The 21,677-nt window shown below is 62.4% G+C and carries 27 protein-coding genes; 15 read left to right on the top strand and 12 right to left on the bottom strand.

The genetic code is table 11. The features are described from left to right. Positions 1-34 precede the first annotated feature (34 nt). Both B3605_RS08935 and serB read right to left on the bottom strand, forming a co-directional pair. Positions 35-229, bottom strand: coding sequence for a hypothetical protein (locus B3605_RS08935; protein WP_296433545.1), 195 nt, complete (start codon positions 227-229; stop codon positions 35-37). A gap of 128 nt (positions 230-357) precedes the next feature. Continuing rightward, the gene (gene serB / locus B3605_RS08930) at positions 358-1,248 is read right to left on the bottom strand and encodes a phosphoserine phosphatase SerB (RefSeq protein WP_112941790.1); all 891 of its coding nucleotides are present in this window, start codon (positions 1,246-1,248) and stop codon (positions 358-360) included. On the opposite strand from serB, the gene miaA reads away from it, so the two are divergent. Beyond that, positions 1,247-2,143, top strand: a complete 897-nt coding sequence (gene miaA / locus B3605_RS08925) for a tRNA (adenosine(37)-N6)-dimethylallyltransferase MiaA (protein WP_112941789.1) — start codon at positions 1,247-1,249, stop codon at positions 2,141-2,143. The two genes, serB and miaA, sit on opposite strands and share 2 nt — an antisense overlap. 68 nt (positions 2,144-2,211) lie before the next feature. Then, positions 2,212-2,469, top strand: coding sequence for a hypothetical protein (locus tag B3605_RS08920; protein ID WP_112941788.1), 258 nt, complete (start codon positions 2,212-2,214; stop codon positions 2,467-2,469). A 4-nt stretch (positions 2,470-2,473) separates the two neighbouring features. On the opposite strand, the gene B3605_RS08915 is transcribed toward B3605_RS08920, so the two are convergent. Further along, entirely contained in the window at positions 2,474-4,564 is a 2,091-nt protein-coding gene (locus B3605_RS08915) for an ATP-binding protein (RefSeq protein ID WP_112941787.1), read from the bottom strand. A gap of 341 nt (positions 4,565-4,905) precedes the next feature. On the opposite strand from B3605_RS08915, the gene B3605_RS08910 reads away from it, so the two are divergent. Genes B3605_RS08910 through ilvN form a run of 4 tightly spaced genes read left to right on the top strand, consistent with a single transcriptional unit; the run spans position 4,906 to position 8,075 of the window. Continuing rightward, positions 4,906-6,699: an acetolactate synthase 3 large subunit gene (locus B3605_RS08910; protein WP_112941786.1), complete on the top strand. Its 1,794-nt coding sequence runs from the start codon at positions 4,906-4,908 to the stop codon at positions 6,697-6,699. A gap of 56 nt (positions 6,700-6,755) precedes the next feature. Next, a complete protein-coding gene (locus B3605_RS08905) occupies positions 6,756-7,094 on the top strand; it encodes an AbrB/MazE/SpoVT family DNA-binding domain-containing protein (RefSeq protein WP_112941785.1) in 339 nt (112 codons plus the stop codon). After that, positions 7,072-7,476 (top strand): type II toxin-antitoxin system VapC family toxin, encoded by a 405-nt coding sequence (locus B3605_RS08900; RefSeq protein WP_112941784.1) that lies wholly within the window; start codon positions 7,072-7,074, stop codon positions 7,474-7,476. The genes B3605_RS08905 and B3605_RS08900 overlap by 23 nt, the downstream gene beginning before the upstream one ends. Positions 7,477-7,502: 26 nt before the next feature. Continuing rightward, positions 7,503-8,075: an acetolactate synthase small subunit gene (ilvN, locus tag B3605_RS08895; RefSeq protein WP_018900306.1), complete on the top strand. Its 573-nt coding sequence runs from the start codon at positions 7,503-7,505 to the stop codon at positions 8,073-8,075. A gap of 41 nt (positions 8,076-8,116) precedes the next feature. Here ilvN and B3605_RS08890 read toward each other — a convergent pair whose 3' ends face one another. Beyond that, a complete protein-coding gene (locus B3605_RS08890; protein WP_112941783.1) occupies positions 8,117-8,965 on the bottom strand; it encodes an aldo/keto reductase in 849 nt (282 codons plus the stop codon). A gap of 62 nt (positions 8,966-9,027) precedes the next feature. Between B3605_RS08890 and B3605_RS08885 the strand changes: the two genes are divergently transcribed. The 6 genes from B3605_RS08885 to B3605_RS08860 all read left to right on the top strand — a co-directional run bounded on the left by B3605_RS08885 (position 9,028) and on the right by B3605_RS08860 (position 12,102). Continuing rightward, complete coding sequence (locus B3605_RS08885; RefSeq protein WP_112821814.1) at positions 9,028-9,297, top strand: AbrB/MazE/SpoVT family DNA-binding domain-containing protein; 270 nt, start codon at positions 9,028-9,030, stop codon at positions 9,295-9,297. A gap of 28 nt (positions 9,298-9,325) precedes the next feature. Further along, entirely contained in the window at positions 9,326-9,649 is a 324-nt protein-coding gene (locus B3605_RS08880) for a type II toxin-antitoxin system PemK/MazF family toxin (RefSeq protein WP_296433541.1), read from the top strand. Positions 9,650-9,759: 110 nt separating this feature from the next. Beyond that, complete coding sequence (locus tag B3605_RS08875; RefSeq protein ID WP_112941781.1) at positions 9,760-10,353, top strand: LysE family translocator; 594 nt, start codon at positions 9,760-9,762, stop codon at positions 10,351-10,353. Between the two features lie 78 nt (positions 10,354-10,431). Beyond that, positions 10,432-11,088, top strand: coding sequence for a nitrile hydratase subunit alpha (nthA, locus tag B3605_RS08870; RefSeq protein ID WP_183794363.1), 657 nt, complete (start codon positions 10,432-10,434; stop codon positions 11,086-11,088). Continuing rightward, entirely contained in the window at positions 11,085-11,744 is a 660-nt protein-coding gene (nthB, locus tag B3605_RS08865) for a nitrile hydratase subunit beta (RefSeq protein WP_112941780.1), read from the top strand. The genes nthA and nthB overlap by 4 nt, the downstream gene beginning before the upstream one ends. After that, positions 11,731-12,102 (top strand): nitrile hydratase accessory protein, encoded by a 372-nt coding sequence (locus tag B3605_RS08860; protein WP_112941779.1) that lies wholly within the window; start codon positions 11,731-11,733, stop codon positions 12,100-12,102. Before nthB ends, B3605_RS08860 begins: the two co-directional genes overlap by 14 nt. A gap of 24 nt (positions 12,103-12,126) precedes the next feature. On the opposite strand, the gene B3605_RS08855 is transcribed toward B3605_RS08860, so the two are convergent. From B3605_RS08855 to B3605_RS08845, 3 genes are read right to left on the bottom strand one after another with little or no spacing between them, the layout of a single operon-like run. Further along, positions 12,127-12,909 (bottom strand): anti-sigma factor family protein, encoded by a 783-nt coding sequence (locus B3605_RS08855; RefSeq protein ID WP_112941778.1) that lies wholly within the window; start codon positions 12,907-12,909, stop codon positions 12,127-12,129. Then, positions 12,906-13,421 carry an RNA polymerase sigma factor gene (locus B3605_RS08850; protein ID WP_112941777.1) on the bottom strand — a complete coding sequence of 172 codons (516 nt, stop codon included), beginning with the start codon at positions 13,419-13,421 and terminating at the stop codon, positions 12,906-12,908. The genes B3605_RS08855 and B3605_RS08850 overlap by 4 nt, the downstream gene beginning before the upstream one ends. A gap of 21 nt (positions 13,422-13,442) precedes the next feature. Next, the gene (locus tag B3605_RS08845; protein WP_047505596.1) at positions 13,443-13,823 is read right to left on the bottom strand and encodes a lipoprotein; all 381 of its coding nucleotides are present in this window, start codon (positions 13,821-13,823) and stop codon (positions 13,443-13,445) included. Positions 13,824-13,997: 174 nt separating this feature from the next. Here B3605_RS08845 and B3605_RS08840 point away from each other — a divergent pair, with 174 nt between their 5' ends. Next, positions 13,998-15,125 (top strand): ATP-dependent DNA helicase, encoded by a 1,128-nt coding sequence (locus tag B3605_RS08840; RefSeq protein WP_112941776.1) that lies wholly within the window; start codon positions 13,998-14,000, stop codon positions 15,123-15,125. A 62-nt stretch (positions 15,126-15,187) separates the two neighbouring features. Here B3605_RS08840 and B3605_RS08835 read toward each other — a convergent pair whose 3' ends face one another. Then, a complete protein-coding gene (locus B3605_RS08835) occupies positions 15,188-15,877 on the bottom strand; it encodes a MerR family transcriptional regulator (RefSeq protein WP_112941775.1) in 690 nt (229 codons plus the stop codon). Between the two features lie 429 nt (positions 15,878-16,306). Here B3605_RS08835 and B3605_RS08830 point away from each other — a divergent pair, with 429 nt between their 5' ends. Beyond that, the gene (locus tag B3605_RS08830; RefSeq protein ID WP_112941774.1) at positions 16,307-17,059 is read left to right on the top strand and encodes a pyridoxine 5'-phosphate synthase; all 753 of its coding nucleotides are present in this window, start codon (positions 16,307-16,309) and stop codon (positions 17,057-17,059) included. Between the two features lie 68 nt (positions 17,060-17,127). Here the strand turns inward: B3605_RS08830 and B3605_RS08825 are convergent, their stop codons facing one another. Continuing rightward, the gene (locus tag B3605_RS08825) at positions 17,128-18,015 is read right to left on the bottom strand and encodes an SDR family oxidoreductase (protein WP_112941773.1); all 888 of its coding nucleotides are present in this window, start codon (positions 18,013-18,015) and stop codon (positions 17,128-17,130) included. A 123-nt stretch (positions 18,016-18,138) separates the two neighbouring features. On the opposite strand from B3605_RS08825, the gene B3605_RS08820 reads away from it, so the two are divergent. Next, positions 18,139-18,558 (top strand): winged helix-turn-helix transcriptional regulator, encoded by a 420-nt coding sequence (locus B3605_RS08820; RefSeq protein WP_112941772.1) that lies wholly within the window; start codon positions 18,139-18,141, stop codon positions 18,556-18,558. 53 nt (positions 18,559-18,611) lie between these two features. Here B3605_RS08820 and B3605_RS08815 read toward each other — a convergent pair whose 3' ends face one another. The 3 genes from B3605_RS08815 to B3605_RS08805 all read right to left on the bottom strand — a co-directional run bounded on the left by B3605_RS08815 (position 18,612) and on the right by B3605_RS08805 (position 21,492). Then, a complete protein-coding gene (locus B3605_RS08815; RefSeq protein ID WP_112973086.1) occupies positions 18,612-19,823 on the bottom strand; it encodes an MFS transporter in 1,212 nt (403 codons plus the stop codon). Positions 19,824-19,896: 73 nt separating this feature from the next. After that, positions 19,897-20,514 carry a TetR/AcrR family transcriptional regulator gene (locus tag B3605_RS08810; RefSeq protein ID WP_112941770.1) on the bottom strand — a complete coding sequence of 206 codons (618 nt, stop codon included), beginning with the start codon at positions 20,512-20,514 and terminating at the stop codon, positions 19,897-19,899. Positions 20,515-20,574: 60 nt separating this feature from the next. Further along, entirely contained in the window at positions 20,575-21,492 is a 918-nt protein-coding gene (locus B3605_RS08805) for a bifunctional helix-turn-helix transcriptional regulator/GNAT family N-acetyltransferase (RefSeq protein WP_112941769.1), read from the bottom strand. Positions 21,493-21,677: the final 185 nt, after the last annotated feature.

The following is a 21,677-nucleotide window of genomic DNA, read 5'->3' as shown; positions in this document are numbered from 1 at the left end:
AAGTTGCTCGGCGATGTAGCGGCGCAAGGCGTTGCTATTTCGGTCTGGTAGCCGCGGATCGCTGGGCAAAGCGATAATGCTTGCCTCTTCGGGCCAGCGCCCAACGCTCGTCGGTGATCTCGGGAATGTCTCGGGTATCGATTGACGTGTCGGCAAGCGCGTCCAATGCGTCGAGTTCCGCCTGCTGCAATTCAGTGAGCGATCGGTTGCTTGTGGTGTTCGATGTCATAAGGTTTCGCCTTCACGGCGCGAACAGAGCGGACATCTTTTCCGCAATAGATCTTATCTTACAACAAAGCACTTCGGCGCCACAACCCGCGACCGCTTGGTTGACCGGGCCGTGGACCTTGGTAGTCTTCACGCCGTCACGAAATCCGTCTTGCGGTAGCCCTGGATGTAGAGGAGGGCACTGAGGTCGGCGTGGTTGATCTGGATTTTCGCTTCGGCGGCGACGGCGGGTTTGGCGTGGAGGGCGACGCCGGCGCCGGCGAGGTGCAGCATGCCGAGATCGTTGGCGCCGTCGCCGACGGCCATCGCCTCTTCAGGGGAGATGCCGAGTTCCTTCGAGATATCCTCGAGCGCATCGACCTTCGCCTGCTTGCCGAGGATCGGTTCGGCGACGAAGCCGGTGAGGTGGCCGTTTTCCTCAAGCAGGATGTTGGCGCGATTTTCGTCGAAGCCGAGGGTGGCGGCGATGCGGCTGGTGAAGACGGTGAAGCCGCCGGAGACGAGGGCCGTGTAATAGCCCTTCGCCTTCATCGTCGCGATCAGTTCCATGCCGCCAGGCGTCAGCGTGATGCGCTTGGCGATCACTTCGTCGACAACCGAGATCGGCAGGCCCTTCAAGAGCGCCACGCGTTCGCGCAAAGCGGGTTCGAAAGCGATTTCGCCGTTCATGGCGCGGGCGGTGATCGCGGCCACCTTGTCCTTGAGGCCGACTTCGGCGGCCAGTTCGTCGATGCATTCCTGGCCGATCATGGTCGAATCCATGTCGGCGATCAAAAGCTTCTTGCGGCGCGTGTCCTGATCCTGGATGACGAGATCGATCGGGGTGCTGCCGATCACTGCCGTTATCGCGGCGTGGGCCGCCGTCGCGTCGGTGCCGTCGCGCAGCGCGATATCGCAGGCTACTCCGTCGGCCAGCCAGTAGAGACCGGATGCCTTGGCGGCGTCCGCGGCCTTCTCGGCGATGGCGGCTGTCAGAACAGGATTTGACGGATTGGCAACAAGCGTGGCAACGAGAGCCATGATGGAAAACCTTCTGAACGCAATGGACGCGATCCTGATAACCGGGCCGACGGCCAGCGGCAAGTCCGCGCTGGCCGTCGAACTTGCTAAACGTCACGATGGTGTGGTGATCAATGCCGACAGTATGCAGGTCTATGACACGCTGCGAGTGCTGACGGCGCGTCCCTCGGACGAGGATATGCAGGGCGTGCCGCATTATCTCTACGGCCACGTGTCTGCCGCGACCGCCTATTCGACCGGCGCCTGGCTGCGCGATGTGACGGCACTTCTGCCGCAACTGCGGGCGGACGGTCGTCTGCCTGTTTTCGTCGGCGGGACGGGGTTGTATTTCAAGGCGCTGACTGGTGGCCTCTCCGACATGCCTTCGATCCCCGAGGAAGTCCGCACGCGGCTACGGGCGCGGCTGATCGAGGAAGGTGGCGCGGTGCTTCATGCGGAGCTTGCGGCGCGCGACGGCGATGTGGCGGCGGCGCTCAATCCGCAGGATGGTCAGCGGATCGTTCGGGCGCTTGAGGTGCTGGAGGCGACGGGACGGTCGATTGCCAAGCTGCAGGGGCAGTCCGGCCCTGTTGTGGTCGATCCGGACAGGGCGCAGAAGATCGTGGTGCTGCCGGAGCGCGCCGTGCTGCACGACCGCATCAACCGGCGTTTCGGGCTCATGCTGGCTGAGGGCGCGGCGGACGAGGTGAGGGCGCTCCTGGCGCTGTCGCCGGCGCCCGAGATGCCCGTGATGAAGGCCATCGGCGTTTCGCAGATCGCAGCGATGCTCGACGGCGCGATGTCACGCGAGGATGTGCTCGAAAAGGGAGCGGCTGCGACGCGGCAATATGCCAAGCGGCAGATGACGTGGTTTCGCAACCAGATGGACGAGAGCTGGGAGCGGCTTGCACCTTGATGGAATGAGCGCAAGTCTCGCGCCAGGGTTGCTATCTAAGCAGTCATGAGGATCAAGCTGGGGACCTCATGAACAACTTTCTCTTCAAGGCGCTTGCGTCGATCAATGCGATTCTCGCGGTCATCATTCTTGCCGGCTCGACAATTTCCGCCGGTGCGGCGGCCGCGGCTCAGGGCGGGCCGGGAATGTTCGTTATCGGTGCGCTGTTCGGTGCGATCGGCGGGATCGTTGCGGCATCGCTGGTCTGCGGAACGATTGCCTTTCTGACGCTGGTCGAGCGGCATCTCAGCGTGCTTGCCGCTGCAGCCAAATCGGGCAACGCGTAAGACCTTAATCCTTGTCGTAAAGGCTGCTCAGCGGCTTCTTCAGGATGCTCTCGCGCAGTGACACGCCTGGTTCGCGACGAATGCTTGTCGGCTGCGCTTGTGGGTCGGCGGGACGCGGGGCCGGATTTTGTTCGCCGCGCATTTCGCGTCTCAGCGCTTCCAGGCGGCTGTCGATCGAGGTGTCGGCGGCGACGCCGAAGGATTCGCGTGACGATCTCGGCGGTGCTGCCGGTTCGCGGGAGATCGGGGCTGACGGCAGCATGTCGCGGCGGTAGGGTTCGATCGGGGCGAGCGGCGGGGTGATCGGGATCGGCGCCGGGATGATCGGCGGATAGACGTCGGCCGCGAAGACCTTGTCGTAGTCCGCGTCCTCTTCTTCCCCGAGGTCGAGGCCGGCGTTCTTGACGCTTTGCTGGAAGGCGGAGATGTCGGGGCCGCTCACCGCGCGCATGCGGGTGACGATCTTGCGCAGGTCGACGTTATCGGGATCTTCCTCGGTGAACTTCGGCGTGGCGCCATTAGCCTTCGGCAGCAGGTCCTCGCTGACGCGGGAGAAGCGCATGCGCATCGGCACGCTGATCGCCTCACCGAAGGCGATGGCTTCGCCGTTGCCGATCGACGAGATGAAGCTTGTCGTCGAGATCGAGGAATTCGGGATGGCGGAGCGGATGATTTCCTGGTCGCGGTCGTTGGCAAGGCGCATGGCAAAGAGCGTCGAGCACTGCGACAGGATGGTCTGGTCGAGTTCGCCCGGGCGCTGCGTGATGATGCCGAGCGAGACGCCGTATTTGCGGCCTTCCTTGGCGATGCGGGCGATCGCCTGGCGCGTCGGGAAGAAGCCGAGCGTGGGGTCCGACGGAATGTAGCGGTGCGCTTCTTCGCAGACGACGAGCATATGGATGGCGCCATCGCTCCACAGCGCGATTTCGAACGCCATGCGGCACAGCACCGAGGCCACGGAATTCACGACCTCGGAGGGGATGCCGGAGAGCTGGAAGGTGCAGATCGGCTTGTTGTCGCCGGGCACGCGGAAGATCTCGGCCACCGTCTCCATGATCGTATCTGAGATCGTGTTGTTGGAGAACATGAAGTGGTAGCGCGGGTCGTTGATCGCGGCGATGATGCGCATCTTCAGCGACCGCAGGAACGGCTTTTCACCACGACCTTCCAGGCGACCGATGCGCTCGTCGATCAGCGCCAGGAGATCAGCCATGCGGTAGGGGACCGGGGTGTCGGCGGTGATCGAGCTTTTTTCGGTGGTGCGGCGAACCAGCGAATTGTCGCTGCCGCGGAAGGCGCGCTTGGCTTCCGGCAGGATGTCGCGGAGCATGTCGAGTTCTTCCGGCACCGGTGTCCGGCCGCGGAAGACCACTTCGGCGAATTCTTCCAGGCGCATCAGCCAGAAGGGCAGGTCGAGCGTATCTGTATCGACGACGACGGAGTGCTTGGGGAAGGCGGCGGCGAATTCGTTGTGCGGGTCGAGGATCAGGACGCGCAGCTTCGGGTCGGCCTCGATCGCCTTGTGAAGCAGCAGCGACACGGCAGTCGACTTGCCGACGCCGGTGGAGCCGACGATGGCGAAGTGTTTCGAGAGCATGGAGGGGACGTGGATCGACGCATCGATGCTGTCGTCCTGCGTCAGCTTGCCGATGACGGCGGTGGTTCCCGTTCCTGCGTCATAGATGCGCATCAGGTCGGCGGAGCGGATGCGGTGCGCGACGGCGCCGAGATAGGGGTAGCGCGAGATGCCGGTCGAGAATTGCTCCGTGCCGTCCTCGTCGACGCGGACTTCTCCAAGCAGCTCGGTCTCGATCTTGAAATAGTTGTCCTCGCCTTCGCCCCAGGCATGCGTGCCCGTGTTCATGGAATAGACGAGCGCCACGACGCGGTTGCGGCCGACGGTGATCGAGATCAGGCGGCCGACTGACCAGAGTTCGGTGAGGTCTGTGCCGCCTGCTTCGGCGACCGCTGCGATGGTGGCGCGAGACCCGCTGCACGCGACAACGCGGCCGAGGAAACGGTTTCCCGGCGCTAGTACATCGCGGCGGTCATGCTCGCCTGCGCTGCCTGACGTCTGCAAGTCGTTGTTCTGCAAAGGGCTACTCCCTGAGATTGCAGGGCAGGATAAAAGGGAACGTTTAATAAACCCTTTGCCGCAAGGGCTTCTGCGGCCATGTTTATTACCGACAACGCATGCTCGGCTTTTTATTGCTTTAAGCGTTGACGCTGCGAAATTTTCTGTCTATCACTTCCGGCCATGAAGATAGCAGCAATTCTTATTGTGGTGGGACAGCGCATGGGCAGGATGGTGTAACCATCCGGCGATAGCCACCCATGCGCTAGACAACAGGCTCCCCAAGGGGCCTTTTTTTATGCCTGAAATTCAGGCTCGCCGCCAAGACCTTCAAATCCCAGCAGTCAAAATGGAACAAAAACATGACGGGCACGGACAATCAGACGGACGAAAATCGGATGACAGGCGCGGAAATCGTTATCCGCGCGCTCAAGGACAATGGTGTCGAACACCTGTTCGGCTATCCCGGCGGCGCCGTGCTTCCGATCTATGACGAGATCTTCCAGCAGGACGACATCAAGCACATCCTCGTTCGCCACGAGCAGGGCGCCGGCCACGCGGCCGAAGGCTATGCCCGCTCCACCGGCAAGGTCGGCGTCATGCTCGTCACGTCAGGTCCAGGCGCCACCAATGCGGTCACCCCGCTGCAGGACGCGCTGATGGATTCGATCCCGCTCGTCTGCCTCTCCGGCCAAGTTCCGACTTCGCTGATCGGCTCCGACGCGTTCCAGGAAGCCGATACCGTCGGCATCACGCGCCCCTGCACCAAGCACAACTGGCTGGTCAAGGACGTCAACGATCTGGCGGCGATCATTCATGAGGCCTTCCGCATCGCGCAGTCGGGCCGTCCGGGTCCCGTTCTGGTCGATATTCCGAAGGACGTCCAGTTCGCCACCGGCACCTACACGCCGCCGGCCGCCCACGCGATCCAGAAGAGCTACCAGCCGAAGGTTCAGGGCGATCTCAATCAGATCCAGGCTGCTATCGAGCTGATGTCTAAGGCGCGTCGTCCGATCATCTATTCCGGCGGCGGCGTCATCAACTCCGGGCCCGAGGCTTCCAAGCTGCTGCGCGAGCTGGTCGAGCTCACCGATTTCCCGATCACCTCGACGCTGATGGGTCTCGGCGCCTATCCGGCATCCGGCAAGAACTGGCTGAAGATGCTTGGCATGCACGGCTCCTACGAGGCGAACATGGCGATGCATGATTGCGACGTCATGGTCTGCATCGGCGCCCGCTTCGACGACCGCATCACCGGCCGTCTCAACGCGTTCTCGCCGAACTCGAAGAAGATCCACATCGATATCGACCCGTCGTCGATCAACAAGAACGTGCGCGTCGATGTTCCCATCCGCGGCGACGTCGGCAATATCCTGGAAGACATGGTTCGCCTGTGGCGTGCCCTGCCGAAGAAGCCGGAGAAGAGCCAGATCGCCGATTGGTGGGCCGATATCACCCGCTGGCGCGCGCGCAATTCGTTTGCCTACACGCACAGCAATGATGTGATCATGCCGCAATACGCGCTGGAGCGCCTCTATGCGCTGACCAAGGATCGCGATACCTTCATCACGACCGAAGTCGGTCAGCATCAGATGTGGGCGGCGCAGTTCTATGGCTTCGAGAAGCCGAACCGCTGGATGACCTCGGGTGGCCTGGGAACGATGGGCTACGGCCTGCCGGCAGCCCTCGGCGTGCAGATCGCGCATCCGGAGAGCCTCGTTATAGACATTGCCGGCGATGCGTCGATCCAGATGTGCATCCAGGAAATGTCGGCCGCTATCCAGTATGAAGCGCCGATCAAGATCTTCATCATGAACAACCAGTACATGGGCATGGTGCGCCAGTGGCAGCAGCTGTTGCACGGCAACCGCCTGTCGAACTCCTACACCGAGGCGATGCCCGATTTCGTCAAGCTGGCGGAAGCTTATGGCGCCGTCGGCCTGCGCTGCGAAAAGCCTGCTGATCTCGACGCGACCATCCAGGAGATGATCGACGTCAAGAAGCCTGTGATCTTCGATTGCCGCGTCGCCAATCTCGCCAACTGCTTCCCGATGATCCCGTCGGGCAAGGCACACAACGAGATGCTGCTGCCTGATGAAGCCACCGACGAGGCCGTCGCCAACGCCATCGACGCCAAGGGCCGCGCGCTCGTTTGATCGTAGCGAGGGGACGCGGTAGATTGAGCGCGTCCCTTCCTTGAGGAGCAGGTGCCATGGCCAGAGTGAAGATGTCGGATGCCGGTACTGTAGAGCTGCCGAAGGCGATGCGAGATGCGCATGGCTTCAAGGCCGGTGCCGAATTCGAGGTCATTGATGACGGCCAGAGGATATTTCTGGAACTGGTAGCGCCGGTTTATCCAGCAGATGAGGACCACAAGCTTAGCGCAGAAGAGTTTCTGGCGTTTGTTCGAAGCTTTCCGAAATACGAAGGTCCACCTATTACGGATGAGATGATGCACGAGGCGATCAATCAGGCCGCAATCGAGGACTGGGAACGGCTGGAGCGACAATGGGCGGGTGAGGACGCGGATGAAGACGACAAGGACGGTTGATACCAACATCCTCGTCCGACTCTTTGCCCAGGACGATGACGAGCAGTGGGCAACTGCATCCGATATCATCGCCAGATATCGACTTGTGGTGTTGTCGACCGTTCTTCTGGAGACGGAGTGGGTGCTGCGTAGCCGCTACAGCTTCGGCCGTCCAAGGATCATCGCACTGTTCCAGGCGATGCTTCTTTCCGAAAACTTCATCTTTGCCGAGCGGGAAAGGGTCATTCGGACGCTGGAAGCATTTTCAAACGGCATCGATTTTGCCGACGCTTTCCACATTTCCGCGCTTTCGCCTGCGGAAATCTTCATCACCTTCGATCGCAACCTCGTCAAGCTTGCTCAAAAACACATGAATTCCGTCAGCGTCGAGCTGGCGTCCTGACATAATCTGAGGAAACGGACCAAGACATGAACGCACACCTACAGCCGACGGGCTCCGCCTACTTCATCTCGCCGGAAACGGCGGCCATCGAGAACCATACGCTTTCGGTTCTCGTCGACAACGAGCCGGGCGTTCTTGCCCGCGTCATCGGCCTGTTTTCCGGCCGTGGCTACAACATCGAGAGCCTGACGGTGTCGGAGACCGAGCACCAAGCGCATCTGTCGCGTATCACGATCGTGACGCGTGGGACGCCGCAGGTGCTGGAGCAGATCAAGGCGCAGCTCGAGCGCATCATTCCCGTGCATCGCGTTGTCGATCTGACGGTGCGTGCCCGCGAACTTGGGCAGGAGCGTCCGATCGAGCGTGAAGTGGCGCTGATCAAGGTTGCTGGCGATGGCGAGACGCGCGCCGAGACGCTGCGCCTGGCGGATGCCTTCCACGCCAAGGTCGTCGATGCGACCGTCGAGCACTTCATTCTCGAGCTGACCGGCAAGTCCTCGAAGATCGACCAGTTCGTGGCGATCGTGAAGCCGCTCGGCCTGATCGAGGTCTGCCGCACCGGGATCGCGGCGATGAACCGTGGTCCGCAGGGCATGTAACGCCCGACATCAAAGTTCGTTGAACTGAAAGCCGCTGGAGGTCAGAGCATCTCCAGCGGCTTTTTTCTGGATGGTGGCGGGAAGGCGGCGTCGAGGGCGGCGAGGTCCTCGTCGCTCAGCTCAAGCGAGACGGCGGCGCGGTTTTCTGCGACCCGGGCGGCATTCGAGGTCTTGGGGATGGCGATGACGCCTTCGCGCTCTAGCAGGAAGGCCAGGGCGAGCTGCGCCGGCGTCGCCTGGTTGGCCTTGGCGATGCGGATGATCTCGGGGTGGTGGATGATGCGGCCCTGCTCGATCGGCGAATAGGCCATGACGGGAATGTTGCGCTCCTGGCACAAGGGCAGGAGATCGAACTCAATGCCGCGACGGCCGAGATTGTAGAGCACCTGGTTGGCCGCGACATTTTTGCCTGCGGGAACGCTGAGCAGTTCCTCCATGTCGTCGGTATCGAAATTGGAGACGCCCCATTGGCCGATCTTGCCTTGAGCCTTCAAGGTCTCGAAAGCCTCGACGGTTTCGGCCAGCGGATGATTGCCGCGCCAGTGCAGGAGGTAGAGATCGATACGATCGGTGCCCATGCGCGACAGGCTGTTTTCGCAGGCCTCGATCGTGCCCTTGCGGCTGGCATTCCAGGGATAGACCTTGCTGACCAGATAGACCTCGTCGCGGCGGCCAAGGATCGCTTCGCCGACGATCTTCTCGGCACCGCCTTCTGAATACATCTCGGCGGTGTCGATCAGCGTCATGCCGAGGTCGAGGCCGGCGCGTAGGCTTTCGATCTCGCGCTTGGCCTCGGAAGCCTTTTCCCCCATGTTCCAGGTGCCCTGGCCGAGCACCGGCACCTCGGTGCCGTCGCGCATGGTCAGCGTTGGGATCGGATCGTCTTGCATGGTGGGCCTCGTGTTGCTGGTGTCTCCGGCAAGTGATATACATTGGATATCAAGGGCTAGATATGACCAAGGTGACGATTTCCAAGTGGGGTAACAGCATCGCGATCCGCCTGCCCAAGGCGGTCACCGACGAACTGCACCTGCGCGCTGGCGATGTCGTCAACCTCGACGTTCGCGATGGCAAGGCGACGCTGGAAAAGCCGAAGCAGCAGCTGGCGCCTTCACTTGCGGAGATGGTGGCGGAGATGGACAGGCTGGGGTGGGAGAACGAGCCGGAAACCGTGGATTGGGGTCGTGATGTCGGTTCCGAGCGCTTCTACGACGATGAGTGATGCACCGCCTTTTGCCGGCGCTTTATATATGGCTAATCTCGATCCAATCCTCGGCAGCGAGCAAGCTGGAATTCGGCCTGTCATCATCCTGTCGGTCGACATGATGAACTTGCGGTCGCGCCGGGTGATCGTCTGTCCGATCACGAGCAACATGCAGCCATGGATGACCAAAATCTCCTTGCCAGACGGGTTGAAAACGCGGGGGATGGTGTTGGCAGACCAGATTCGGTCGGTCGACAAGGCCGCAAGACTCTTGCGCTTCATCGAGCCGACGCCCGCAACTTTCGTCACGCTGGTCAGAAGCTACGTCGGCAGGCTGCTCGACCTCGAAGTGGCCAGTGCTTCCGGCTGACAATCCTGTCACCATGACAATAGGCAGGTGGAAACTCCGATTTAGGTCAATTATGCTGACCTAAATTAACAAGGCCCGTGGCGCAGATCGCGGGCCATGGAGGTTACCCCATGCCGCTGGACACGTTTCTGGCCCTGCTTCTCTTTGCCTTTACCACATCGATCACGCCGGGCCCGAACAACATGATGCTGTTCACCTCGGGCGTGAATTTCGGTTTCCGCCGGACGATCCCGCACATGATCGGCATCGGAGCCGGGTTCTTCTCGCTGCTGATCGGCGTCGGGTTCGGGCTTGGCGCGGTGCTACATACGGTGCCCGCGGTCTATACGGCGCTGAAGTTTGCGGGCGGTGCCTATCTGGTGTGGATCGCCTGGAAGATCGCGACGTCGCGGTCTCTCAGCGAAGGGAAGGGCGCTGTGAAGCCGATGTCTTTCCTGTCGGCGGCGACGTTCCAGTGGGTCAATCCAAAGGCCTGGGTCATGGCGGTGACGGCGATGGCGACCTATACGATCCAGGATATCTACTTCGTCAGCGTCATGATCGTCGGGCTGGCCTTTGCCGCCGTCAATGTGCCGAGCGTGTCCACCTGGGCCGGGTTCGGCTCGGCGTTGCGCGACTGGCTGTCGGATCCGGTGCGGCTGAAGTGGTTCAATATCACCATGGCGGTGCTTCTGGTGCTCAGCCTGTGGCCGATGTTGAAATAGGCTGATCGCGTCGGTCGGGGCTTGGCGTCCGCTTCGCCAGTGCCTAAGGATATCGGGACACTGGCGGAGGATAGTCTCTTGCACGACGACCACGAACACGACGACCACCATGATCACGACCATCATCATGATCATCACCACGACAACCATTATTCCGACATGCAGGCCCGCGTGAAGGCGCTGGAGACGGTGCTGACGGAGAAGGGCCTGATCGATCCCGCGGCGATCGACGTGATCGTCGACACCTACCAGACCAAGGTTGGACCCAGGAACGGCGCGCGCGTGGTCGCCAAGGCGTGGAGCGATCCCGATTTCGCCGAATGGCTGAAGCGCGACGCGACGGCCGCGATCGCCAGCCTCGGCTACACCGGACGCCAGGGTGAGCACATGCGCGCGGTGTTCAACACCGATGAGACGCACAATCTCGTCGTCTGCACGCTCTGCTCCTGCTATCCATGGTCGGTGCTGGGGCTGCCGCCCACATGGTACAAGGCGCCAGCCTATCGCTCGCGGGCGGTGATCGATCCGCGCGGGGTGCTCAGCGAATTCGGCGTGAGCCTGCCTGAAGAGCAGAAGATCCGCGTCTGGGATTCGACGGCGGAACTTCGCTATCTCGTCATCCCGCAACGACCCGAGGGGACCGAAGGCTTTAGCGAGGAGCAGCTGGCCGATCTCGTCAGCCGCGATGCGATGATCGGCGCCGGTCTTGCCGCAGCGCCGGGAGCGGCGGCATGAACGGGCCGCACGATCTCGGCGGGCAGATGGGCTTCGGCGCGATCGCGCTGGAGAAGGACGAGCCCTATTTCCACGCGGAGTGGGAGAAGCGGGCGCTGGGGCTGACGCTCTCCTGCGGCGCCTTCGGCGCCTGGAACATCGACGAGAGCCGACATGCGCGCGAAAGCATTCCGCCGGCCAGCTATCTCTCGGCCAGCTATTACGAAATCTGGACGCGGGCGCTGGAGGTGCTGCTCGAGCGCCACGGTTTTACCAGCGCCGAGGAGATCGCGAGCGGCCACAGGCAGTTCGACGGGGCTGCGCCTAAGCGGGTGCTAAAGGCTGATATGGTTTCAGGTGTTCTCGCCAAGGGCGGCCCCTGCGATCGTCCGCTCGATCAGCCGGCGCGGTTTGCTGTCGGCGACCGTGTGAAGACGAGGAATTTCAACCCGACGACGCATACGCGGCTGCCGCGCTACGCCCGCGCCAAGGTCGGCGTCATCGAGGCGGTTCAGGGCTCCTTCGTGTTTCCTGACGATAACGCTCATGGAAAGGGCGAGAACCCGCAGTGGGTCTATACCGTCGTGTTCGATGGTGGCGAGATCTGGGGCGAGGGGGCTGATCCGTCGCTGACGGTGTCGATCGATGCCTGGGAGAGCTATCTTGAGCCAGTGTGACACGCGCTCGCCGCTTGCTCAATCGCCGCAACTGCCACGCTCCCTCGATGGCGAGCCGGTGTTTCCGGAGCCATGGGCGGCGGAGGCGTTTGCGATGAGCGTGCATCTGCATGAGCGCGGGTTGTTTGCCTGGACCGAGTGGGCCGAGGCATTGTCCGGCGAGCTGCGCAAGCCGGGTCGCGCCGAGGATGGCAGCGACTATTTCGATTGCTGGGTGGCGGCGTTGTCGTCGATCCTCGTCGATCGCGGTGTTGCTGACGCCGAGACGATCATGGGCCTGCAGCAGAGTTGGCAGCGGGCGGCGGAGGCGACGCCGCATGGGAAGCCGATTACGCTCGACAATGATCCGCAGCGCTGACGTTTTCGTCTCCTGGTGGTGACATCACGACGGAAATTGGCGGTAGCATTCCTCGGCGACCTTTCTCAGTTCCTCGCGTGAAATCTCGCCGGTGACGGCGTAGCCGAGTTCGCCGTCGATCCAATAGAAGGTTTCGACACTATCGGCGGAGGCGAAGCGGAAGCTGGTGGTTTTGTTCGCCGTGTTGCGGCCGACAAGGACGGTGAGGCGTTCGCCGGTCTGGTTCTCGTACATGAACATCGCGCCCGGCTTGCCGTCGACAGGCAGCAGGCGGCCGCCGACGAGATGGTAGTTCAGGCTCGTGAGATCGGGCACCTTGAGGTTTGCGATCGCCAGGCGCTTGCCAAGCCAGGTGGCGAGGTGCGCCTCCTCGTTGGCGAAGACCTCGACGGGGTGCCGGACTTCGCTGGCGTAGACCAGGAAGGCGTTTTGGGCTTCCTTCGGGAAGGTTTCCTGGGCGGTCAGCTGCAGTTGGGGATGTTCGAAGAGAGCGGGGCCGTAGTGGCCGGCAAGCGTGCCTGCAGCGAAGACGGCGATGGTTGCGGCGACCGCGGCGAGGCGCTTCGACCAGGGCGAGATTGTCGGTGGTTTGCCGATCATGTCGGCGTCGCCGGGTCTGCTTTTTTCGTAGCCTGAGAACATCGCCTTGATGCCGGCGTTTTGCGCCTGCCATTCGGCTATTCGTGCGGCATCCTCGGGATTGTCGCGCAGCCATGCCTCGATGCGCTCGCGGTCGGCACCGGCGAGCACGCCGTCGGTGTAGGCGTGGAGGTCCGCTTCGGTAACGGGTTGGTCGGCGGCGTTCATTTCGGTCTCCGAAGCGTAATGACGTTGTCTGATTTCATGTGTTCGGCCAGTTGCTGGCGAGCGCGCGACAGGCGCGACATGACGGTGCCCAAGGGTATGTCGAGCATGTCTGCCACTTCCTGGTAGGTGTAACCCTCGATGACCACGAGCATCAGCACGGCTCGGTGATCTTCCGACAGGCCGTTCAGCGCGTCCTCCAGGCGGGAGCGCTCGAGCGGGTCGGTTGATGCTTCCGGTGCGGCCACGTCGATCGCGCCGTCTATATCGACCGTGTTGCCGCGCACGATGGTGCGGCGCTGGTTGCGGTAGAGGTTGGTCATGATCGTCAGCACCCAGCCGCGCAGGTTCAGCCCGCGCCACTGCGCGCGGCGGGCGAGCACCTTTTCGACGCAATCCTGCAGCAGGTCCTCGCCATCGCTGTCGGAGCGCGTCAGGCTTCGGGAATAGCGCCTGAGCGACGGGAGGAGGGCCAGGATCTGGCCCTCGAATGTTTCGGGTGCGGGTGGCTTCATGCGATCAAGCCTGCCCAGCGCTTATGGCTTTGCGACATCCCACACATCCTTAACACCGTCGCCGGTGATATCGCCCATCTTCTTGTCCTTGACCCAGAAGTAGAGCGGCATGCCATCCTTCGCCCATTGCTTCATGCCGTCCTTGCGGTCCACGATCGAGTATGCCCCTTCCGGCTTGGCATTGCCATCGGCCATCAGCGGCGGCCAGTTCTTGGCGCAATCGTCGTAGCAATTGGACACGTCCTTCGTGTCCTTCTTGAAGGTGTAGAGCGACATGCCGTTTTCGCCGGCGAGAACCTTGCCCTTGGCCGAATCGACCGTCTTGACGGGTGGGGCGGCGAAGGCGGCGGTGGCGGCTGCGGATGCGACGGCGAGAGCGATCAAGAATTTCGCGGATTTCATCGGGTGTCTCCTCGGGGTTGGGCGGACGCGATTTGCGTTGCCTGACATGAGACAAAGCGAGGGGCGATTTTATTCCCTGGTGTCGGCGATTTTTTCGATCGGGCGGGAAGGCCGGCCGTCTCGCGGCATTTTGCGGTTGCCTATCGCTGACGAATCCTGCCAAGTCGATGGATCATGCAATTTGCTCCGCAACAAGACGAAGCCCTGAAAGCCGTTGCCAAATGGCTGAAGGAGGGCAAGGCCCCGATTTTTCGCCTGTTCGGCTATGCCGGTACGGGAAAGACCACACTTGCGCGGCATTTCGCCGAGCATGTCGATGGCGAGGTGCTGTTTGCGGCGTTCACCGGCAAGGCGGCGCAGGTGTTGCGCACGCGCGGCGCCAGCAATGCGCGCACGCTGCATTCGCTGATCTATCGGCCGCGCGGCGAAGAGGCTGTCGAGGACGAAGAGACCGGCAAGACCTCGATCGCGCCGATGTTCACCATCAACCGCCAAAGCCCCGTCGCCAAGGCGGCGCTGATCATCGTCGACGAATGCTCGATGGTGGATGAGGCGCTGGGCAAGGACCTGATGAGCTTCGGCACGCCGATCCTGGTGCTCGGCGATCCCGGCCAGCTGCCGCCGGTCTCCGGTGGCGGCTTCTTCACCAATCAGGAACCGGACTACCTCCTGACCGATATCCACCGGCAGGCGCGCGACAACCCGATCATCGGGCTCGCCATGCAGGTGCGCGAGGGCAAGGAGATCATGTACGGCGATTACGGCGCGGCGCAGGTGATCTCGAAGAACGAGGTCAACCAGTCGCTGGTGCTCGATGCCGATCAGGTGCTCGTCGGCACCAACCGCACGCGGCGGCGCTATAATCAGCGGCTACGCGAGCTGAAGGGTTTCACCGCCGATTATCCGCAGACGGGCGACAAGCTGGTCTGCCTGCGCAACGATCCCGCCAAGGGGCTGCTCAACGGTTCGCTCTGGCAGGTGATGACGTCGTCGAAGGAGACGACGAAGCCGGGGATCAACCTTCTGATCCGTCCCGAGGATGACGATATCGACCGCGGGGCGGCGAAGATCAAGCTGTTGAAGCAGGTGTTCGAAAATGTCGAGGAAGAGATTCCCTGGAATACCCGCAAGCGCTACGACGAGTTCGATTTCGGCTATGCGCTGACCGTGCACAAGGCGCAGGGTTCACAGTGGAACAATGTCGTCCTGTTCGATGAAAGCTGGGCGTTTCGCGATACGAGGGAGCGCTGGCTCTACACGGCGATCACGCGCGCGGCGGAAACGCTGACGATCGTCCGCTGATTTTTTTTAGCGCGTCGCATGTCGGTGCCGCAAAACCGCTGCACAGTTTTGCGCGACATGCTTCAGATCTGCACGATGCCGAGCAGGACCGCCTTGGCGATTGCCTGGAAGCGGTTGTTGGTGTCGAGCTTGCGGATAATCGCGGCCTCGATCGATTTCGCGTCGTCTTCCTTGAGATCGAGCGTGCGGGCGATACGTTGGGTCGATAGTCCCTCGGTCATCAGCACGAGGCAGCGATATTCCTGTTCGGTCAGCGTGCGCTCATGCTGGTTGTCGTTGAGCGGCGGCTCGTCGCCGGGGGCGGTGTTTTCGAGCAGTTCGGTCACCTGCTGAAGCTGGCGGTGCAGCGTCGACATCTCCGCCGTCAGCTCGCGCTTTCGCGAAGCAAGTGCTGCGGCGAAGACCGCGTCGGCATCCTGCTGCGAGGTGGATCTGCAGAGATCGGCCATCAGTTCCTGGATGACGGCCACCGGCATGCCCGCCTCACGGCAGACGTTGATGACGGCCATGCGCCTGATGTCGGCATGCTCGTAGACGCGCATCAGCCCGATGCGGCTGGAAGCGATCAGCCCTTTTTCCTCGTAGAAATGCAGGGTTCGGTGGGTGACGCCGAAGGCGTTGGCCATGTCGGCAATCGCGACCTTGCCGCCGGGCAGGCTTGTCGGGCGCGCAACGCGCGGCAGGAACCTGAAATCTGGAGGCGCCTGGGGCGGAGCGTTTGGTCTTGCAGCCTGCTTATGTCGTTCGGACATGAGCCCTCCTGTTCTACGCATGATCAAGTGCGCGCATGACATGGATACGGGCGCGGTCGAGCGGTTTTGACGATGCATTCCCGGTCGGCATGCAAAGCAACGGATCCTCGATCTGGTGATCCATTGCGATCAGACTATGCGTTAAACGACTGATTTGTTATCCTTAAAAATAGTCACTTGTAAATAATAGTCGAATGTACATACGGCTGCACTGCAACTTCTGAACGAATCGTGCGGGGCGTTTCTGTCCCGGATGCTTAATCGTTCTTCTGATGCGTCTTGCCATCGGCGTTACTTTGCTTGCGGCGATGTGGCGGCGGCGAGCCATCAATCAGAAATTCACATGCAACCATGCACGAATCTCGTTGGCCGCAACGGCGTCCTTGGCTTAAAAGCGGGGCAGCTTCTTTCATTGAATGGAAACTCGCCATGCCCACCACGCTTTCCGTCAATCTCAACGCCATCGCCATGCTGCGCAATCGCCGCGACCTGCCCTGGCCAAGCGTCGAGGCGCTGGGGCGCATCGCGCTCAAATCGGGCGCGAGCGGGCTGACGGTTCATCCGCGCCCCGATGAGCGGCACATCCGATTTTCCGATCTCCCTGTGATCCGCAACCTGATCGACGACGAGTTTCCGGAAGCGGAGTTCAATATCGAGGGCTATCCGACGGACGAGTTCCTCGAACTCTGTGCCAAGGCCGCGCCCGAGCAGGTGACGCTGGTGCCGGATCATCCCTCGCAGGCGACCTCCGATCACGGCTGGGACTTCCGCAAGGATCGCGCATTGCTGACGGACGTGATCGCGCGGCTGAAGAAGATGGGCACCCGCGTATCGCTGTTTGCCGATGGGGACGGGGAAGAGGAGGCGGTGGCGATCGCGAAGGCGGTCGGCGCTGATCGGATCGAACTCTACACCGGCCCATACGGCGGCTGTTACGACGCGCCGGAGCGGGTGGGGCCGATCCTCGAGGCGCTCGGCAAGACGGCCGATGCGGCGCTGGCGATCGGGCTCGGCGTCAATGCCGGGCATGATCTGACCGTCGCCAACCTGCCACCGCTGGTCAAGCGCATCCCCAAGCTTGCGGAAGTCTCGATCGGCCACGGGCTGACGGCGGATGCGCTGGAGTTTGGCATGGCGGAGACGGTGCGCCGCTTCTGCCGCGCCTGCGGCCAGAAGATCTAAGCCTAGCCAGACAAACAAAAACCCGCTCCGGTGGTGCGGAGCGGGTTGTGGCTTCAGGGAGAGCGCTGTCAGGCGACGAGCGCTGCCTTGTTGGCCACGAAGTAGTCCTTCAGCGACTGCGGCTGCTTGCCGGTCAGTTTGGTGAAGTCCTCGGTCACGTGATCGAAATTGCCGGCGCGGACATTGGCGTCGGCCGAGACCAGCATGTCAGCGACAAAATCAGGAAGACCGGCGCCGAGCAGGCCCTGGCGCAGCTGGTCGTCGGTCACCTTCACGGCGGCGAGCGGCTTGCCGACGGCTTGCGAGATGGCGGCGGCGATTTCGTCAGCGGAAAGCGACTGTGCGCCCGTCAGCGTGTAGGTGGCGCTGTCCTTGGTGCCTGATGCGAGGGCCGCGGCAGCTGCAAGGGCGCAATCGTCACGCGAGATGTTCGGAACCTTGCCGTCGGCCGATGCCGTGTACCAGCTGCCGCCCTGCAGATTGTGCGGCATGGAATGCATGTAATTGTCGAGATACCAGGCGTTGCGGATGATCGTGTAAGGCAGGCCGCTTGCCTTGACGGCGTTTTCGGTGCCGAGGTGATCGGGCGCGAAGGTGACGAGCGACTTGTCGGGCGATGGCATCGAGGTGTAGGCGATGTGCTTGACGCCGGCCTTGACGGCGGCGGCGACAGCCGTCGTGTGCTGCTTCAGGCGCTGGCCGGGAACGGCGAGCGCGTCGGTGCTGATGATGAGCACGCGGTCGGCGCCCTTGAAGGCGGCTTCCAGCGAGGCGGCGTCGTCGAAATCGGCCTTGCGGGTCTGGACGCCCTTGGCGGCAAGGTCAGCCAGCTTGGAGTTATCGCGGCTGGCGGCGATCAGGTTGGCCGCGGGAACCTTGTAGGTCTCGAGCAGGTGATGGATGACGCGCTGGCCAAGCTGTCCGGCGGCACCGGTGATGAGGATCGTTTCGCTCATGTCTGTAAACCTCTAGGTTCGATTGCTGGTCTCGAAAAGAGACTAGGGCTAAAATAGGGATTGACCGGCAGCTGTAAAGGAGGCAGTTTTTGCGCCGTAAGTTACCAAAAGGGAACCAGCAGAATGGCCGGCACCGTCGTCAACCTGAAGAGCAAGGCCGCGCCGCGCGTGCGCCACGAGGTCGATCTCTCCAAGCTCGATTTCAACAATTGCCCGGTGCGGGACATGATGCAGCAGATCGGCGGCAAGTGGTCGACGCTGATGCTGGAGGCACTTTCGCAACGGCCTTATCGCTTCGGCGAACTTCGCCGGATGATCCCCGATATTTCGCAGCGCATGCTGACGCAGACGCTGCGCGACCTGCAGCGCGACGGCTATATCGAGCGCGAGGTGTTTCCGACCAAGCCGCCGAGCGTCGAGTACCGGATGACGGATCTCGGAAACTCGCTCTACCAGACGCTGGCACTGCTGTTGAACTGGGCGGAGAACAACCATGAGGCCGTTCGCTCCGCCCGGCTCAAGTTTGACGCTTCGGGTGCGTGACGCTTTCGTGCCTTGTGGCGCGGAATGAAGCGTCACGCCTTCACTGATGCCCGTTAGCGCTTGCGCCGTCCCTCGGTCAGGAAGAGCACGAAGGCGAGGCTGGGGAAGCAGAGGCCGATCCAGGCGGCGAGCGTCCAGCCGCCAGTGGCGAATGCCCAGCCGCCGATGGCAGAGCCGAGCGCACCGCCGGCGAAGAAGGTTGCCATGAACAGGCCGTTGAGGCGGCTGCGGTGCTCCGGGCTGATCGCGTAGATCGCCCTTTGGCCGACCACCAGATTGGTCGTTACCCCGAAATCGAGAATGATCGCGGCCGCCGTCAGCAGGGTCAGCGCGAGTGCGGAACCGTCGGTCGCGAAGTGGCTGATGAGGAAGGCGGTGATGCCGCAGAGCATGGCGATGGTCGAGGCGATCTTGGTGAGGCCGCGGTCGGCGAGGCGGCCGGCGATCGGTGAGGCGATGGCGCCGGCTGCACCGGCGAGCGCGAAAAGAGCGATGCCGTTCTGCGTCAGGCCGAAGGCGGGGCTGGCGAGCAGGAGCGGCGTCGTCGTCCAGAACAGGCTGAAGGCGCCGAACATGCCGGCCTGATAAAGCGCGCGGCGCTGCAGGACGCGGGAATGCAAGGCGAGATGCGCCATGGAGGCGAGCAGCGCGCCGTAACTCAGCCGAGTGTGCGGGGTGCGGACCGGCAGCTGAACGCGCAGGATGGCGGCGAGCAGGATCATGACGACGGCCGAGACGTAGTAGACGTCGTGCCAGGAGGTGGCCTCGGCGAGGAAGCTTGCGACCGGGCGGGCGAGCATAATGCCGCAGAGCAGGCCGCTCATGACATTGCCGACGACGCGGCCGCGCGAGGCATCGGGCGCCATGTTGGCGGCGAAGGGCACGAGCACCTGAACGGCGACCGAGCCCATGCCGATACAGAGCGAGGCGGTCAAGAACATCGTCGGCGTCGTCGACAGCGCGGCGCCGATCAGCGCCACGGCCGAGGCGACGACCAGGGTCAGCACCAGCTTGCGGTTTTCCATAAGGTCGCCCAGCGGGACGATCAAAAGCAGGCCGAGGCCGTAGCCGATCTGCGTCAGCGTGACGATCAGGCCGGTGGCCCCGGGGCTGAAGCCGAGCGAGGCGCTGATCGGGCCGGCGAGCGGCTGGCCGTAATAGAGATTGGCGGCCACGAGCCCGCAGGCGGCGGCGAAAAGGAATGTCATCAAAGGCGAGATCGTTGGCGCGGCAACGGTCTCAGGTGTGGTGGACGAAAGGCTCATGCTGGGCTCCGGTGGGGCAAACGGATAGTAAAGGTGGTTGCGAGCGCGGTTTTGCGCGCTCGTGGGAAAACGATCAGGTCAGAAGCTTCATTGCCTCGCGGGCGACGGCGTCCATATCGGGCGCAGTCCGGCCTGTCTTGCCGACGATGCGCATACCGGCGGTCAGGCAAAGCAGGGTGCGCGCGGTGGCTTCGACATCGAGCGTGGCTGAAATGGAGCCGTCGCTCTGGCCGAGGCGGATGAGTTCGACAAGGTGCGCTTCATTGGCATCGAAGGCATCCGAAACTCGCTGCGCGGCTTCGTCGTCGAAGATCGCGAGCTCGTTGGCGCTGCCGACCACGAGGCATCCTCGCGTGCCGGACACACCATGCGAAGATGATGCGTAGGACACCAGAAGTTCGCGAACCTTGTCGCGGCCGGTGGCGGCGTCTTGCAGGCGGGCGTCGAGCAGGGCGAGGCGAATGCGCCTGTAGCGGTCGAAGGCGGCCAGAAATATGCCGCGCTTGTCCTTGAACGCCTTGTAGACGCTGCCCGAGGTCAGCTGCATCGCCTCGGTCAGTTCGCTGATCGAGGCGGCGTGATAGCCGCGCTCTGAGAAGACGTCGAGCGCCTTGCCAAGCGCTGCGTCCATATCGAATTCACGCGGGCGTCCGCGCGCTCGGCTGGTGTCGATGAGTGCGTGTGTCGTCATGGATCGACTGATTAGGAAATGATCGTTTCCAAATCAAGCCGAAACTTGCGGTTTCACAATTTAGAGATCGAGAACCCAGGTCTGCCCGTTGAGCTCGGGGCCGAACATGCGGTGCTTCTCCTCGGAGACGAGCTGGAAGCCGGCTTTCATATAGATCGAACGCGCCGTAGACAGGACATCGTTGGTCCAGAGCGAAATCTGCCGGTATCCCCTGGCGCGCGCGAAGCGGACGCATTCGTCGACCAAGGTCTTTCCAAGGCCGAGCCCGCGCGCCGATTTGTCGATGTAGAGGAGCCGCAGCTTGGCGACGCCGTCGCCGCCGTTGGTGATCAGGATGGAGCCGATGTTGACACCGCCGCGCTCGGCGATCCAGGCGTATTCCATGGCCGGATCGAAATTGGTGAGGAAGCGTCCCGCGACTTCGGCAACGAGCCCCTCGAAGCGCATGTCCCAGCCGTATTCCTCGCTGTAGAACTTCGCCTGGCTTTCGACGATCCAGCCGAGGTCACCTGCGCGGTGAGGGCGGATGACCAAGGGCGGCAGCGTGGCTTCGGGATCGAGCAGGGACCGGATGGTCTTCATGGCTGCGACGACGTTCTGCGGTTCGCCTGATGCCAGTTTGTCGAAGCGTCCGGCGATCTGGGCGTTGGAGCGGTTGACGAGCTCCTGGAATTGCTGATGTCCCTGGTCGGTGACAGAGATGAGCTGGCTGCGCCGATCGTCGGGATCAGGCGTAGTGTCCATCAAGCCTTCGGCCTTGAAGCGCTTCAGGATACGGCTGAGATAGGCGGGGTCGAGGTGCAGGTCGCGGACCAACGCGACCGCGCTCACCCGCTCCTGCGAGCCCACTTCGAAGAGGACGCGCGCGTCGGTCAGCGTGAACGGGGTGTCGAGATAGGCCTTGCTGAGGACCCCCAGGAAGTTGGTGTAGAAGCGGTTGAAGTCGCGTGCGGCGTCGATGAGGGCGGAATCGGACATGGATCAGGTCTCCTGTTGAGAGACCGTGTCCTTTAATTGATTGACTGAGTCAACTAAATTGTTGCGACTAGGCGACCGACTTCCGTGTGGCTTGATCGCCCAGGGCAAAATCGACGGCGGCTTTGGCGTGGATCTTGGTGGTATCGAAGCCGGGCAGGAAAAAATTCTCGTGGAGCCATCCTTGA

Source organism: Rhizobium sp. UBA1881, from assembly GCF_002338015.1.
GTDB lineage: Bacteria > Pseudomonadota > Alphaproteobacteria > Rhizobiales > Rhizobiaceae > Rhizobium.
The sequence above is the reverse complement of the archived record's forward strand: the minus strand, read 5'-3'. Positions and strand labels throughout refer to the sequence as shown.